At 68.6% G+C, this 15,674-nt stretch carries 12 protein-coding genes; 8 read left to right on the top strand and 4 right to left on the bottom strand.

Features of this window, described 5'->3' with window-relative positions; translation table 11 throughout:
- Positions 1-67 precede the first annotated feature (67 nt).
- The gene (locus IEW85_RS05390) at positions 68-3,868 is read right to left on the bottom strand and encodes a molybdopterin cofactor-binding domain-containing protein (RefSeq protein ID WP_188683425.1); all 3,801 of its coding nucleotides are present in this window, start codon (positions 3,866-3,868) and stop codon (positions 68-70) included.
- Positions 3,869-5,017 (bottom strand): XdhC family protein, encoded by a 1,149-nt coding sequence (locus tag IEW85_RS05385; protein ID WP_188683423.1) that lies wholly within the window; start codon positions 5,015-5,017, stop codon positions 3,869-3,871.
- Between the two features lie 102 nt (positions 5,018-5,119).
- On the opposite strand from IEW85_RS05385, the gene IEW85_RS05380 reads away from it, so the two are divergent.
- From IEW85_RS05380 to IEW85_RS05355, 6 genes are all read left to right on the top strand, one after another.
- On the top strand, positions 5,120-6,508 hold the full coding sequence (locus IEW85_RS05380) for an amidohydrolase family protein (RefSeq protein ID WP_188683421.1): 1,389 nt from the start codon (positions 5,120-5,122) through the stop codon (positions 6,506-6,508).
- Complete coding sequence (locus IEW85_RS05375) at positions 6,505-7,908, top strand: amidohydrolase family protein (protein WP_188683419.1); 1,404 nt, start codon at positions 6,505-6,507, stop codon at positions 7,906-7,908. Before IEW85_RS05380 ends, IEW85_RS05375 begins: the two co-directional genes overlap by 4 nt.
- Before the next feature lie 81 nt (positions 7,909-7,989).
- Entirely contained in the window at positions 7,990-9,039 is a 1,050-nt protein-coding gene (locus IEW85_RS05370) for an ABC transporter substrate-binding protein (RefSeq protein ID WP_188683417.1), read from the top strand.
- Entirely contained in the window at positions 9,036-9,863 is an 828-nt protein-coding gene (locus IEW85_RS05365; protein WP_229658820.1) for an ABC transporter ATP-binding protein, read from the top strand. The genes IEW85_RS05370 and IEW85_RS05365 overlap by 4 nt, the downstream gene beginning before the upstream one ends.
- Entirely contained in the window at positions 9,860-10,690 is an 831-nt protein-coding gene (locus IEW85_RS05360) for an ABC transporter permease (RefSeq protein WP_229658819.1), read from the top strand. Before IEW85_RS05365 ends, IEW85_RS05360 begins: the two co-directional genes overlap by 4 nt.
- A gap of 5 nt (positions 10,691-10,695) precedes the next feature.
- Complete coding sequence (locus IEW85_RS05355; protein ID WP_229658818.1) at positions 10,696-11,490, top strand: ABC transporter permease; 795 nt, start codon at positions 10,696-10,698, stop codon at positions 11,488-11,490.
- Positions 11,491-11,494: 4 nt separating this feature from the next.
- Here the strand turns inward: IEW85_RS05355 and IEW85_RS05350 are convergent, their stop codons facing one another.
- Positions 11,495-12,403, bottom strand: a complete 909-nt coding sequence (locus IEW85_RS05350) for a PfkB family carbohydrate kinase (RefSeq protein WP_188683415.1) — start codon at positions 12,401-12,403, stop codon at positions 11,495-11,497.
- Between the two features lie 121 nt (positions 12,404-12,524).
- On the opposite strand from IEW85_RS05350, the gene IEW85_RS05345 reads away from it, so the two are divergent.
- Positions 12,525-13,967, top strand: coding sequence for a YfcC family protein (locus tag IEW85_RS05345; RefSeq protein WP_229658817.1), 1,443 nt, complete (start codon positions 12,525-12,527; stop codon positions 13,965-13,967).
- Here the strand turns inward: IEW85_RS05345 and IEW85_RS05340 are convergent, their stop codons facing one another.
- Positions 13,968-14,810 (bottom strand): SGNH/GDSL hydrolase family protein, encoded by an 843-nt coding sequence (locus IEW85_RS05340; RefSeq protein ID WP_229658828.1) that lies wholly within the window; start codon positions 14,808-14,810, stop codon positions 13,968-13,970.
- A gap of 153 nt (positions 14,811-14,963) precedes the next feature.
- Here IEW85_RS05340 and IEW85_RS05335 point away from each other — a divergent pair, with 153 nt between their 5' ends.
- Complete coding sequence (locus tag IEW85_RS05335) at positions 14,964-15,635, top strand: alpha/beta hydrolase (protein ID WP_188683411.1); 672 nt, start codon at positions 14,964-14,966, stop codon at positions 15,633-15,635.
- The last annotated feature ends 39 nt before the right edge of the window (positions 15,636-15,674 follow it).

The following is a 15,674-nucleotide window of genomic DNA, read 5'->3' as shown; positions in this document are numbered from 1 at the left end:
TCCATGCGTTCTCAGCCGTCCGACGCCGCTGGAGAGCACATCAAAGTGCCCACGCCACCGGTGGCAGCTATGCCCCCTCCGCGCGCAGGGCGGCCGCGATCCGGTCCTTCCGGAAGGGGGTCCGGCTCAGCCGGATGCCGATCGCGTCGCGGATCGCATTGCCCAGCGCCGGGGCCACGGGGTTGAACGGAGACTCCGACATCGACTTCGCACCCAGCGGCCCCAGGTGATCCCGAGTCTGAGCGAAGTGCACCTCGGTCTTCACCACATCCGCCATCTGGGGAATGTGATAGTTCCGCAGGATGTCCGTGGTGATCCGCCCATCGGCGTCGATCTCCACCTCCTCGAAGAGCGCGGCACCGGTGGCCTGGGCCGCACCGCCCTCCACCTGACCGCGGGCCTGTGCATGATTCAGCACGGTTCCGGCGTCGGCGGCCTGGACCGACTGCAGGATCACCAGAGTGCCGCTGCGGCGGTCCACCGCCACACGGAATCCGTGGACGTTGAAGGCCGCAGTCCTCGGGGTGCCGGCCCAGGAGCCGTTGCCCACACAGTCGGCGGGGCTGACGTCCTCGGGCAGGGCGGCGAGCTGTTTGCGCAGATCTTGGGCGGCGGCGTGAGCGGCCTTGACCCCCACAGTGATGCCGGTGGAGGCGAAGGCCCCGGTGTCATGGGAGACCAGCTCAGTGTCCGCCTGACGCAGCCGTATCTTCTCCGCGGTGGTGCCCAGCACCTCGGCCACCACCTGGCGGTGGACGGTGGAGGTCCCGTTGCCGAACTCGGCGGTGCCCACCTTCAGTTCATAGGCATCATCGCCCAGCGGCCTGATCTGAGCATGGGAATGATGACCGTTGGGCGGAGCGGTGTCGATCATGGTCACCGAGGACCCGACGCCGAGCGCCCAGTCCCCGCGACGGCTCGCGGAGAAGCCGTGGCGCTCCTCTGCCAGGCGCGCCTCGCACTGGGCGAGCTCGCTGGGGCTCAGCGGCTCGGTGCGCAGCTCGCGCCCCATGATCTCCACGCACTGCTGGAGTCCGCGGATGTCGACTTCCACGTCATCGCCCTCGGAGCCGAAGAACGCCTCCCCGTACTGGACGATGTTCGCAGTCTTGAACTCCATAGGATCGCGGCCCAGCTGATGGGCCAGCTCGTCCATGGCGCAGTCCACGGCGAAGAGCGTCTGGCTGAGCCCGTACCCCCGGAACGCCCCCGAGGGAGGGTTGTTCGTGTAGACGACCCGCGCGGAGACCCGCTTGGCCGGGGCCGAGTAGATCTGCATGGACTCGTGCGCCGAATGGAACATGACTCCGGGCCCGTGGTTGCCGTAGGCGCCGGTGTCGGAGAGGATCTCCAGCTGCTGGGCGGTGAGCTTCCCCTCGGCGTCGGCGCCCAGGCTGACATCGATCGTGTAGGGATGCCGCGTGGTGGTGGCGGTGAGCGCCTCGGTGCGGGTCAGCTCCCAGGAGACCGGCCGGCGGATGCCGCGCTCAGCCAGGGCCTTGAGCACCAGCAGCACGATGTCTTCGGCGAGGACCTCCTGCTTGGAGCCGAAGCCGCCGCCCACGCGCGGGGCGTAGACCCGCAGCTGCTCCGGGGAGAGCCCGAAGATCCTGCACAGCGCCCTCCGTGCCAGGAAGGGGACCTGGGTGGAGGAGCGCAGCGTGTAGCGGCCCTCCTCATCGATCCAGCCCCGGGCGCCGTGGGTCTCCAGGGCCACATGGGAGGTCCGGTGGGTCTGGAAGCGGCCGGTATAGGAGTGCGCGGAGCTGCTCAGTGCGACCTCGGCGTCGCCGGATGAGGCCTCGGCCGAGGCCACCAGATTCCGCTGCGGATCCTGGATGGGGAAATACTCGCTGCCCAGCGCATCGGTGCGCGGGGAGCCGTCCTCCGGATGCAGCACCGGTGCGCCCTCGGTGAGTGCCTCGGCAGGGTCGAAGACGGCCGGCAGCGGCTCATAGTCCACCTCGATCAGCCGGGCGGCACGGGCAGCCTGACGCCGGGACTCGGCGACCACCACGGCCACGCGCTGTCCCACATGGCGCACAGTGTCATCCAACAGGCGGGTGTCCGCCGGGTCATCGCCCACCAGCTCGTGCTGGGCGCTGGAGTAGCGGATCTCGGCGGGGACGTCCTCATGGGTGAGCACGGCGACCACGCCGGGGGAGGCCAGTGCGGTGGAGGTGTCGATGCTGCGGATCCGGGCGTGCGCCGTCGGGCTGCGGTGCACCACCACATGCAGCTCGGCAGCGCTGGTCTGGGCAGAACCGGGCTGATCAGAGCTCGGCTCATAGGTGTCGAAGGTGTAGTCCACTGTCCCGGTGACCACGCCGGGGCCTGCCGGGGGCATCGGGCTGGTGCCGGGGGAGTCCTCCTCGGTGACCCGCGGATTCTCAGCACCGTCCAGTGCTTCAGTGATGGAGCAGTAGCCGGTGCAGCGGCAGAGGTTGCCCTTGAACTTCCTCTCCCGCTCGCCGCCGCGCCCCTCGTCATCGGCGCTGGCAGTCATGATGTAGCCGGCGGTGCAGTATCCGCATTGGAAGCCGTGGGACTCCAGGAAGTCGCGCTGCGTGGGATGCAGCTTCTTCCGAAGATCTGACAGCGAGGGCGATTCACCGGCCTCGCGGGAGGCGCGCACATGCTCGGATGCCTCAGGGGCCAGGCCTTCCAGAGTGGTGATCTGGGATCCTGCGGCACGGTCTGCCGGGATGATGCAGCTGTGCACTGCCTTCGGGGCCTGGCCCTGCTGGGCGATCTGTACCGTGCAGGCACCGCAGTCGCCGGCGTCGCAGCCGCGCTTGACCGCATGGGCGCCCTGATCACGCAGCCAGGTGCGCAGGCACTGACCCGGCTGTGGGTCCACCGCACGCTCGGTGCCGTCCACCACGGCAGTGGGTGCCGCGCCCGCAGCGGGCCGGGCCGCCTCAGGATGGACGGTGGGCTCGGGCAGGGGAGCGGCACTCCCGGCGCCGGCTGCTCCGGTGGCAGCGGCGGCCTGGTCCGCGCCCAGCTCAGAGGACAGCTCAGCGGCCAGTTCTGCCGCCAGCCGTTCGGTGACCTCGGCGCGCCAGTCGGGATCGCCGTGGACATCGTCATGCCACAGCTCTTCCGGGATCCGGCTGCGCACGGCCTGGGCCGCCTGATCAGCCGGCACCTCCAGGATCACCGGGTGCTGGGTGCTGGCGGTGATGGTCAGCCGCAGGGCGGATCTCTCCGGCAGGGGAGAGGCGAGCAGGAAGGCCGCCGAGCGCCCGTAGCGGGTCAGCGACTCCCGGGCCATGAGTGTGGGCCGCTCCAGGGCATGGGCTGGCACGAAGAAGGCGCGGATCAGCTCGCCGGGCTCCAGTCCGGTCTGGCCGACGCCGGTCACCAGATCGGAGACCAGAACCTCACTGCGGCTTCCTCCCGGTCCCAGGATCACGGCCTGGGCCTCCATGGCGGAGAGCCAGGAGATCATCGGGCCGGCGGGCAGGGCAGTGGCCACATTGCCGCCGACGGTGGAGGTGTTCCACACCTTCCAGGAGGCCACGAAGGCCTGTGCCGCCGGGACCATCAGCTCCAGTCCGGGCAGCTCAGCTCTGGGTCCGCCCCGGTCCGCGCGGAGGGTCTGGGCGCCGTCGTGGAACTGCGCCACAGTGCAGGTGGCGGCGATCTCCAGCCCGGGCCATGCTGTGCCGGCGGAATCGCCCTCATGCCAGGTCAGGGGAGCCCATCCGGCACGGGTGATGTCCAGGAGCCGCTGCGGCTCGGCCGTGGTGAAGTCGTGTCCGTAGGAGTGGAGGACGGTGCCGCCGGCCAGCCAGACGTCCCCGGAGCGGAAGTCCTCCGGGTCGGCGCTGGTCAGCGTGGTGTTGACACTGGTGATGTCCATTCAGACTGCCATCTCCCGGGTGATGCTGATGCTGCGGCCTCTGGTGCGGTTCACCGGGCCGGACTGTTCGGAGAGCGGAGTGCCCAGGCGGTCTGCGTTCTCCGCCTCTGCCTGTCCCGCGTCTGCCGTATCGGTCGAGTTCCGTGCTGCGATGAGTTCGGCGAACATGGACACCGCCGTCTCCGCCGCGGTGGAGGCCTGCAGGTCCAGGCCCAGGGGAGTGCGGATGGCGCGGATGCTCTCCTCGCTGTGGCCGCGCTCCTGCAGGGCAGTCGCCCGCCGGGCCGCCGCGCGCCGGGACCCCATGGCGCCCAGGAGGTCCACCGGCTGCAGGACGGCGGCGGCGCCTTCATCACCCAGCAGCGCAGGCAGAGCCGCGTCCAGCACCGGCACATCCAGATCCGGGTGGTGGGTCATCACGCAGATGGCCGTCCACGGCCGCGGCCCATCCAACAGCTCGCGGATCACGGTGGCCGGCTCGCCCACGGTCAGCTGCACACCCTCGGGGACACGTTCCGCCGTGGCGAAGGCCGGGCGCACATCCACGATCTCCACCCGCCAGCCGGCCTGGAGAGCGAGCTGGGCCAGGTGCACTGAGACGTCGTGGACGCCGCTGAGGATGAGCAGGGGAGCGCCGTCGCGCCGCTCCTCGATGACCAGAGCCGAGGCCTCGGCAGAGAGCTCAGCGCCGGCGTCGTCGTGGATCCTCCTGGTGAGCTGGGCCGGAGTGCGCGGATCCTGCCGCGCCAGTCCGCGCAGCTGGTGAAGCTGCTCGGGCTCCAGGGAGGCCAGCGGCTGGATCAGCACTTCGATCTGCCCGCCGCAGGTCAGGGCCGCCCCCAGGCCCTGGCGCTCGAAGAGGGTGCCGTCGGGGCCGAAGGCCTCGCGCCGGATCTCGCCGCTGCTGATCGCGTCCTGGGCCAGGGCTGCCACGGAGGACTCCACGCAGCCTCCGGAGAGGGAGCCGATGATCTGCAGATCTGCGGAGACGGCCATAGAGGTGCCCACGGGGCTGGGGGAGGAGCCCTGAATCGAAACGATCGTTGCAACTGCCCAGCGCTGGGGCTCCTCGAAGCATTCTGTGTACGCGGTGACCCTGTCCAGCACCGATGGCACCTCCTTGCCTCTGATCTGCGTTCTGAGGCTCACAGCCTAAGTGGAGCGTATGACGATGGTGTTACAGCGCATCTTTTACGTTGCCGTAACAGTCGGGAGTGTCCGTAGAAACATATGTTTCATAATGTGACGGGTATGCCCACAGAGACACTCATCCGCAACGCCTACCTCGTCCTCGAAGCCCAGGGCCCCCAGCCGCACAGCGGCTCCGGCACGGGCTGGGAGATCGACGGCGGGTGGATCGCCCTCCAGGACGGTCGAGTGCACTCTGTGGGCACCTCAAGCGAGCCGGAGCCCCAGGCGCAGACGGTCATCGACGCCGAGGGTCGCTTGGTCACCCCTGGCTTGGTGAACACCCATCATCACATGTACCAGAACCTCACCCGGGCCTATGCTCCGGCGGTCAACGGCACGCTGTTCCAGTGGCTCACCGAGCTCTACCCGCGTTGGGCCGTCCTGGATGAGGAGTCCACCTACCTCTCCACCTATGTGGCGGCGGCAGAGCTGCTGCTGGGCGGCTGCACCACCTCCTCGGACCATATGTATGTCCACCCGCGGCCCAAGCTCATCGACGCCCAGATCCGGGCCCCCACAGAGATCGGCTTCCGCTTCATGGCCAACCGCGGGTCGATGACCCGCTCCGTGGAGGACGGAGGCCTGCCGCCCAAGGAGGTGGTCCAGGATGAGGAGACCATCCTGGAGGACTCCGAACGGCTGATCTCCACGTATCACGACCCCAACCCCGGGGCGATGGTCCGGATGTCCCTGGCGCCCTGCTCCATGTTCTCGGTCAGCGAGTCCATCATGCGCGCCACCGCGGAGCTGGCTGAGAAGCACGATGTCCGGCTGCACACCCACCTGGCCGAGGACAAGGACGAGGACACATACGCCCTGGAGGTCTACGGCCGCCGCCCGGTGGAGTACCTGGAGGACTGCGGCTGGGCCCATGACCGCACCTGGGTGGCCCACTACATCTACGGCTCGGCGGAGGAGAACCGCCGTCTGGCCTCCGCCGGAGTGGGCGCCACACAGTGCCCCAGCTCCAATATGATCCTCGCCGGGGACACCGCCGACGCCCGCGCCCTGCGCGAGATGGGCATGTCGGTGGGCATCGGCTGCGACGGCTCCTCCTCCGCGGACTCGGCCGATCTCTGGGCCGAGACCCGCGGGGCCCTGCTGCTGGCACGCCACAGCCACGGGCCGGCGTCGTTCTCCGCCCGGGATGCGCTGAACATGTCCACACTGGGCAGTGCGGCCAACCTGGGCTGGGCCGATGAGCTCGGCCATCTGCGTCCCGGCGCCTGCGCCGACCTGGTCATCTGGGAGTCCTCCCCGCTGTCCCAGGCCGGTGTGCTCACCGACCGCGTGGAGGGCTGGCTGCGCAGCGGACCTGCGCGTGCCCAGGACACCTTCGTGGCCGGCAGGCGCCTGGTGGCCGGCGGCGAGCTGCAGCTGGCAGGACTCGACGATGTCCTCTCCCGCCACCGCACTGCGGCGGCGGCCATGCAGGGAGTCTCGGCATGACACAGCGTCTTCTGGTCCCAGATCTCGTGGTGCCGATGGCTCCGCCGGGCGAGGTGCTCACCGACGCCGGCGTCGTCGTGGACGGCAGCCGGATCGCCGCGGTGGGACCGGTGGACCAGCTGCGCAGCAGCCACCCCGACGCCGAGGAGCTGCGCCTGAAGGGCCAGCTGCTGATGCCTGGTCTGGTCAACGCCCACCACCACTCCGGAGTGCTGCGCGGCACGGCCGAGCACCTGCCGGTCTGGGAGTGGCTGCAGGTCCACATCGACCCGATGCACCGCGTGCTGCGCCCGGAGGAGGCCAAGATCGCGGCCTACCTCTGCTACGCCGAGGGGCTGCTGGCCGGCACCACCACAGTGGTGGACATGTGGCGCTATATGGACGGCTGCGCCGAGGCCGCCGAGCAGCTCGGCAATCGTCTGGTGACGGTGAACTATGTGGGCGCGCACCCGCAGCACGACTACTTCGACACTCTGGACGACAACGAGCGGATGCTGCAGACCTGGGGTCCGGATGCGGGCCGCGGGGAGGGCCGCATCATCCCGTGGGTGGGGCTGGAGCACCCCTTCTACGCCGATGAGCAGGGCTTGGCCCGCGCGGTGCAGCTGGCCCAGGACTACGGGACCGGGCTCTACACCCACTGCAGCGAATCCGAGCTGGACATCGCCGAGTTCCAGCGCCGGTACGGCAAACGGCCGGTGCACGCGCTCGCCGATCTGGGCTTCTTCGACGTCCCGCGCACTCTGCTGGCCCATGCCATCTGGCTGGACGACAGCGAGATCGAATTCCTCGCCGGGCAGCGGGCCGGCACGGCGCACAACCCGGTGAGCAATATGAAACTCGCCAGCGGAGCCGCCCGGGTCACTGACCTGCGCGCAGCCGGGATCCCGGTGGGCCTGGGCACCGACGGTGAGAAGGAGAACAACAACCTCGACATGTTCGAGGAGATGAAGGTCGCCTCCCTGCTGGCCAAGCTGCGCTCCATGGATGCGGCAGCCCTGGACTCCTGGGAGGTGCTGGAGATGGCCACGATGGGCGGAGCCCGCGCCCTGGGCCTGCAGGACCGGATCGGCTCTCTGGAACCCGGCAAGCAGGCGGATCTGATCGCGGTGCGCACCGACACCGTCCGCATGACACCGCTGCTGCCCGAAGGCTCCTACGCCAACATCCATCACAACCTGGTCCACGCCGTGCTGGGCAGCGATGTCAGCCTCACCATGGTCGACGGCCGGATCCTCACCCGCGACGGCGAGCTGCTCACCGCCCAGCTGCCCGAGCTCATCGACGGCGCCCGCCAGGCGGTGCCTGGGCTCTTCGGCCGCCGCAGCGCCTATCTGGAGGCCGTCGACGCCGGCCGTGAGGCTCCCGTCACCCAGCGCGGCTCCGAAGACCAGCTCTGACCAGCCCAGCTCTGCACCGACCTCCCAGTGCACCGATCCTGCCCCACCATCTGACCCACACCCGCACCTTCAAGGAGAACCATGAGGAAGACCACCACACCACAGCGGCTGTTCGCCTCGGCCGGGGCCCTGGGCCTGCTGGCGCTCACCGCCTGCGGAAACGGCGACGCCGACGGCGAGGACCAGGACTTCGGCGCACTCGACGTCCCGCTCTCCTGGCTGCACACCGCGGAGTTCGGCGGTCTCTACATGGCCGCGGACAACGGTCACTTCGAGGAGGCCGGCTTCGACTCGGTGAACCTGACCCCGGGTGGCCCTTCGGCCACGCCCTCGGCCATCCAGGTGGCCACCGGCCAGGGCACCGTCGGCATGTCCAACCCGCTGTCCATCGGCTCCACCATCGCCGAGGAGGGTGATGACGCTCCGCTGAAGATCGTCGGTTCGGTCTTCCAGCAGAACGCGTACACGATCATCACCAAGAGCGACAACGCCGCGACCAGCCCTGAGGAGCTGGAGGGCCTGAGCATCGGCGTCCCGCCGGCGAACGAGCCGGTGTTCTACGCCTTCCTGGAGGCCAACGGCCTGACCGAGGATGACGTCGAGGTCGTCTCCATCCAGGGCGACGCCCAGCCGTTCCTGGCTGATGAGATCGACGCTTACCTGGGGTATGCCACCAATGAGCTGATCAGCATGGAGCTGGACGGTGAAGAGGTGGAGTCGCTGATGTTCGACGAGAACGGCCTTCCCTTCGCCGGCGGATCCATCGTGGTCACCGAGGAGGCCATCGAGGAGGACCGCGAGCTGATCAAGGCCTTCCTGGAGGCTTCCATCCGCGGCTGGCACGATGCGCTGGAGGATCACGAGGCGGTGGCCGAGACCACGGTGGAGGACCACGCGGCGGACCAGAACCTCGACTTCGAGCACCAGCAGGTCACCTCCGAGGAGCAGGCCGAGCTGATCACCGATGAGTGGACTCAGGAGCACGGTCTGTTCACCATGTCGGATGAGCTGGTGGACGACACCCTCGCCGCCATCGATGCCGTGGGCTATGACGTGCCGGACGACCTGTTCGACCTCACCCTGCTGGAAGAGGTCTACGAAGAGAACCCGGATCTTGTGGAGCACCCGTGATACACACACCATCGACCGCTGAGTTCGCGACGGCGGGGCTGAGCCCCCACTTCACCGGTGAGGGGGTGAACCTGCAGGGGCTGAGCAAGACCTTCGGCTCCGGGAAGAAGCAGGTCACCGCCCTCGACGACGTGGATCTGGCCACCGGCCGGGGCACCTTCCTCTCGCTGCTGGGCCCCTCCGGCTGCGGCAAGTCCACGATCCTGCGCATGCTGGCCGGTCTGGAGACCCCCAGCGACGGCTTCCTGACCGTGGACGGGCAGACCCCGGAGGAGCTGCGGGCGGACAACCATCTGGGCATCGCCTTCCAGGATTCGGCGCTGCTGCCCTGGCGCAGCGTGGTCTCCAACATCCGGCTGCCCCTGGAGGTGGCCGGCATCCGGCCGGAGCCGGGTCTGATCGAGGACCTGGTGGAGCTGGTCGGGCTGACCGGGTTCGAGAAGGCCCGCCCGGCCGAGCTCTCCGGAGGCATGCGCCAGCGCGTGTCCATCGCCCGCGCCCTGGTGGTCAAGCCCTCGGTGCTGCTGCTGGACGAGCCCTTCGGTGCACTGGATGACATGACCCGTCAGCGGCTGAACCTGGAGCTGCTGCGGATCTGGACGGAGAAGCCGGCCACCACACTGATGGTGACCCACGGGATCGCTGAGGCGATCTTCCTCTCCGATGTGGTCGCGGTGATGAGCGCCCGGCCAGGCCGGATCAAGGAGGTCTTCGAAGTGGACCTTCCGCGTCCCCGCACCCCGGAGATGCAACGGACCCCGGAGTTCCACGCCCTGGTGGACCACGCCTCGGACCTGCTGTTCGGAAAGCAGGGGCAGCCGTGAGTGTGGCAGCAGGACAGGTGCGCCAGCCGGCGTCGCGCGCTGGTTCCGGGATGCCCAAGTGGGCGCCCGGGGTCATCGGGCTGGGAACGGTCTTCCTCCTGTGGTGGGCCCTCGGGGCCCTGCGCGTGGTGGAAGTCGGCAGCGATCAGCGCTCGGCCATCCCCACTCCGCCGGATGTGATGGCACAGCTGGTCGACGACGGATTCGCCTTCTACTGGCGGAACTCCGTGGTGACGCTGGCCGAGGCCGGCATCGGCTTCGCCGTGGGCAACGCCCTGGCGATCCTGACGGCGGGGCTGGTGCTGATCGCCCCCTGGCTGGAGCGCATCGCCACCCAGCTGGCGGTGATCACCTATTGTCTGCCGCTGGTGGCCATCGGCCCGGTGGTCTTCGCCGTGGCCGGACCGCCCTCCAGCGGGGAGCCCTCGGTGACCGCCGCTGTGCTGGCCGGGCTCTCGGTGTACTTTGTGACCGTGGTGACCACCGTCCAGGGCCTGAAGTCTGCCGATCGGGCGGGACTGGACGTGATCACTGTGGCCGGCGGCAGCCGGCTGCAGCAGCTGCTGAAGGTCCAGCTGATCTCCGCGATCCCGTACATCTTCACCGCTCTGAAGATCGCCGCACCGGCCGCCGTGCTGGGCGCGATCCTGGGCGAATATGTGGGCGGCGTGGACCGCGGCCTCGGACCCGCCATGGTCAGCGCCCAGGAGACGCTCGTGGTGGACCGGCTCTGGGCCCTCGCCCTGGTGGGCGTGCTCGTGGCCGGCCTGGCCTATGCCGTGATCGCCGTCATCGGACGGTATGCGACCCCCTGGGCGAAGAGGTGACACCTGTGAACTCTGTGCTCCGAGCGGTGCTGAAGCCGCTGGTCAATCTGGCCGTCTCCATCATCGTGATCCTTAGTGTGTGGGTGGCCCTGCTGGAGATCTTCGATGTCTCCGGGATCATCGGCAAAGGCCCGATGGACGTCTACGAGTACCTGATCACCAGTGAGGACGCCCAGGCCCACCGGGACCTGGTCCTCGGCGACTTCTGGATCACCATGGCCGATACGCTGATCGGCTTCACCGCAGGTCTGGTGACGGCCGCGGTGGTGGCCATGCTCTTCCAGCTGTTCAAGGGCTTCGAGGCCGCGATGATGCCGCTGGCGATGATCTGCCGGTCGGTGCCGCTGGTGGCCATGGCCCCGATCATCGTGCTGATCTTCGGCCGCGACTGGGCCTCAGTGGCCGCGATGGGCACCATCGTGGTGATCTTCCCGGCCCTGGTGACCATCGTGGAGGGGCTGCGCTCCTCCTCACCGGCGATGACCGAAGTGGTCCAGGTCTACGGCGGCTCACCGATGACAGTGCTGCGCAAGGTCGCGATGCCGGCCTCGCTGCCCTCGTTCTTCACCGCCACCCGAGTCTCCATCCCCGGTGCGCTGACCGGCGCCCTGCTGGCGGAATGGCTGGCTACCGGTGACGGTGTGGGCTACGGCGTCTTCCAGGCCATCGCCAACACCAACTACGACAGGCTCTGGGCCTCTGTGCTGCTGGTGACGCTGGCCTCGCTGCTGCTCTACTCCCTGGTGGGGATGATCGAGCGGCTGGTCTCCCGCCGCACCGGCATCGGCCTGGCCGCCTGAGGACTCACCCCTCAGCCCTCGCGAAGGCCTCTCGGTAGGAGGCGGAGGCGCCGCTGAACTCGGCCACGTGGCCGGCGCAGCGGGCGGCCGCTGCGGCGGCGTCGGGAAGGGTCTCACCGCGGCAGAGGCGGCTCATCAGCACGCCGGCGAAGGCGTCTCCGCAGCCGGTGGTGTCCAGCACGGTCACGGAGATCGCCGGGATATGGGCCGGGTCAGCGCCGCGCTCATCCATCCGCACCCCGGCCCCGCCCTGGGTCACCACCACGGCCTCCATGGCCAGCTGATCGGCGAGGTTGGGCGACTGCGCCCAGTCGGAACCGGCGACGGCGGCGGCCTCCCCCTCGTTGACGATCAGCAGGTCCACAGCACCCTCGGGCAGCCCGTCCTGCAGCAGGGGAGAGGCGTTGAGCGCGGTGCGCAAGCCACGGGCTCGAGCCGAGGCGGCGAAGCCGAAGGCTTCCCGCTCGGGGACCTCCAGGCTCAGCAGCGCCCACCCGGCGTCGGAGATCTCCGGCTGATCGGTCAGAGCCTCTTCAGCCTGCTGGGTGCGGACCGCATGGTTGGCGCCGGGGTCCACCACAATCGTGTTCTCCCCATCGCCGCGCACGCAGATATAGGCGGTGCCGGTGGGGATGTCCGCAGGCCGCTGGATCAGCGCAGTCCCGACGCCGGCTGACTCCAGGGCCGCCAGCGCCTCAGTTCCGCCGCCGTCCTGCCCCACGGCCCCGACCATCTGTGTGTGGGCGCCGGCCAGGGCGGCTGCGATGGCCTGGTTGGCCCCCTTGCCGCCGATGGCGGTCTGGGTGCCGGAAGCCATCAGCGTCTGGCCCGGCTCCGGAAACTGGTCCACAGAGAGCACGATGTCCTGATTGATGGAGCCGAAGACCAGCAGCGGTGCAGAAGCGTGAGTCATATCTCCATGGTCTCACCGGATCCGCTCAGCGGAGCTTCTGCGCACCGGAGCACCCGGTACTGAAACATTCGTTTCCCCGTTCAGTAACACGTTCAAAACATCGTTTCATTACCGTGGCGCCATGGTCGAGAACGGGAACGCGTGCCCTGACAGCGCAGCCGTCCAGGAGAAGCGCGGTCTGCGGATGCCGCATATCTACGTCATCCTCTTCGCGCTCTCCGCCCTCGCGGCGTTGGCCACCTACATCGTTCCGGCCAACCAGTATGACCGGGTGCAGGGACCTGACGGGCGCGAAGTCATCAACCCGGACTCCTACTCCTCCGTGGAGTCCTCGCCGGCCACCTTCTTGGACTTCATCACTGCGATCCCGCGTGGGCTCGTCGATGCCGGAGAAGTCGTCTTCTTCACCTTCATCATCGGCGGAGTCTTCATGGTGATCCGGCACACCGGGATCATCGAGAACGCATTGGACCGGCTGCTGCGCACCTTCGCCCATCGGCGGGTGCTGCTGATTCCAGTGCTGATCACCCTGTTTGCCGCCCTGGCCTCGCTCATCGGCACCCAGGAATTGGCCCTGGTCTATATCCCGGTGCTGATCCCCGTGGTCATCGCTCTGGGCTATGACTCGATCACCGCTGTGGCCATCGCCCTGATCGGCACCACCGCGGGCTTCACCGCCGGAGTCCTGAACCCGATCAATACCGGCCTGGCCCAGCAGATCGCCGGCATCGAGACCTTCTCCGGAGCAGGGCTGCGTACGGTGCTGCTGGTTGTTATGGTGCTCCTGGGGTCCTGGTGGACCATCCGCTATGCACAGCGCGCGGCCAAGGACCCGGCCATGAGTCTCATGGCCGGCGAGCCGGAGGAGCAGGAGAAGCAGGAGCTCTACGGCGGTGCACAGTCTGCCGAACCCCGCCGGATGACCCTGCGGCAGAAGATCTCACTGCTGCTGAGCCTGCCCGTGTTGGGCGTGACCGTCTGGGGTGTCTCCACCCAAGGGTGGTTCATGATCGAGATGGCCGGCATGTTCGTGCTGCTGCTGCTGATCATCGGCCTGGTCTCCGGGTTGAAGCCCTCCGAACTCTCCACCTCCTTCTCCGAGGGCATGCGCAGCGTGCTCGAAGGAGCGATCATCGTGGGTGTCGCTCGCGCGGTGGCTGTTCTCCTGGAGGACGGGCTGGTCCTGGACACCATCGTCCACGCTCTGGGCGAGGCCGTGGGCGGGCTGCCGGCCGCGCTGGCAGCCGTCGGGATGTTCTTCAGCCAGACGCTGTTCAACTTCGTGGTGCCCTCAGGCTCCGGGCAGGCGGTGGTGACCATGCCGATCATGGCACCGCTGGCGGACCTGCTGGACGTGACGCGGCAGACGGCGGTGCTGGCCTTCCAGCTGGGCGACGGGCTGACCAACATCCTCTATCCGACCTCGGGCTACTTCATGGCGGCCTTGGCCATCGCCGGAGTCCGCTGGGAGAAGTGGGTGAAGTTCTACCTGCCGCTGTTCGGCCTGTGGGTGGTCGTGGCCATCGGCTTCCTGGTCCTCGCCCAGGTCATCGGCTGGAGCTGATCAGCTCTCCTCGATGCCGCCGCCGCCCGGAGGCATGGACCCGCCGAAGAGCGGCTCGATGTTCGGACGCTTGGGCGTGACACCGTCCCCGGAGGAGCGGCCGCGCAGCCGGCGCACCACCCAGGGGAACAGGTGATGCCGGGCCCAGACCACATCCTCCGCGCGGGCCTCGCGCCAGCTGCGCTCAGGCACCGGGCGGGGCTCCAACGGCTCCAGGTCATGGTCCACATTCAGCGTTTCCAGCGCCATGCGGGCGATGGTGTGATGACCCAGCGGGGAGAAGTGCAGTCGGTCCTCATCCCACATCTCCGGGCGGGTCAGCTCACGCAGCGACCACATATCGGCGACGACGGCGTCATGCCGGGCCGCCACAGTGCGGACGTTCTCGTTGAAGATCGCCACCTTGCCGCGGATGGAGCCCACCACGGGGGTCTCGCGCACGTCGGGTCCGTTGAAGAGCATGATTGTGGCACCGGTGGTGCTCAGCAGCTGGACCATGGTGTCCAAGGTGCGGGCGGTCTCATCCGGATCGCCGCCGGGGCGGATCACGTCGTTGCCGCCGGCGCACAGCGTGACCAGATCTGGGCGCAGCTCCAGAGCCGGGGCGATCTGCTCGTCACGGATCTGTCCGATCAGCCGGCCGCGGATGGCCAGATTGGCGTAGGCGAAGTTCTGGGTGCCCTCGGCAAGGGCCTCGGCCACACGGTCAGCCCAGCCGCGGTGATAGCCTGGCCGGGTCTCATCCGGATCCCCGATGCCCTCGGTGAAGGAGTCGCCCAGAGCGACATAGCGGGTCCACGGGTGGGACGGCTGAACGGGGCCCTGCTCGCTGATCACATCCAGTTCCGCCTCGGCCACCTCTTCCGCCGAGGTGTGATGGCCCTCCTGGGCGCTGGGTGCCGGATCGGCGTCGCTGCCGACCTGCTCTGACTGATGACCACGCGTGTACTGACCTGATGAACCGTTCACAGCCACCATTCTGCCAAACTGGTACGCATGAGTAACGAACCCTTCGTCGTCTGGTCCCGCGAACCCGAAGACCGTGAGGGCACCCCGCTGGTGGTGCTGCTGCACGGCTATGGCTCCAATGAGCAGGACCTCATGGGCCTGGTGCCCGGTCTGCCGGAGGAGTTCACCTACGCCTCAGTGCGCGCACCCCAGGCGCTGGAGGGCTTCGGCGGAGGCGCCCACACCTGGTTCGAGCTGGACGTGGAGCGCCTGGCCTACTCCTCCGCCGCCGCCAAGGAGGCCGTGGAGGACCTCTGGTCCTGGCTGGAGACGGTCAAGGGCAGCCACTCCTCGGTGACCCTGCTGGGCTTCTCCATGGGGATGGCCATGGCCACTTCGCTGCTGCGCACCCGGCCTGAGGAGTTCGTCGCCGTCGTCGGGCTCTCCGGCTTCGCGGTGGATCCGGCCCGCGGTGAGGCGTTGGAGGGATATTTCGATGACGATGCCCTGGCCGCCCAGAAGGTTCCGTTCTTCTGGGGCCGCGATCAGGAGGACCCGATCATCCCCGGGGCGAACATCGACTACACCCACCAGTGGGCCAATCGGACGGTGAAGCTCACCAAGGTGCTCTACGCTGGGGCCGGCCACGGTGTGGTGCCCCAGGAGATCGGGCACATCAACGAGTTCCTGACCCACGTGGTGCTCAAAGGTCGCGGCTGAGCTGGCCCCTGCGGCTCCGCCGCGGCTGAGCTGTCAGGC

The organism is Nesterenkonia cremea, assembly GCF_014642675.1.
In the GTDB taxonomy this organism is placed as follows: Bacteria; Actinomycetota; Actinomycetes; order Actinomycetales; family Micrococcaceae; genus Nesterenkonia; species Nesterenkonia cremea.
This window is presented reverse-complemented; position numbering and strand designations above follow the sequence as displayed.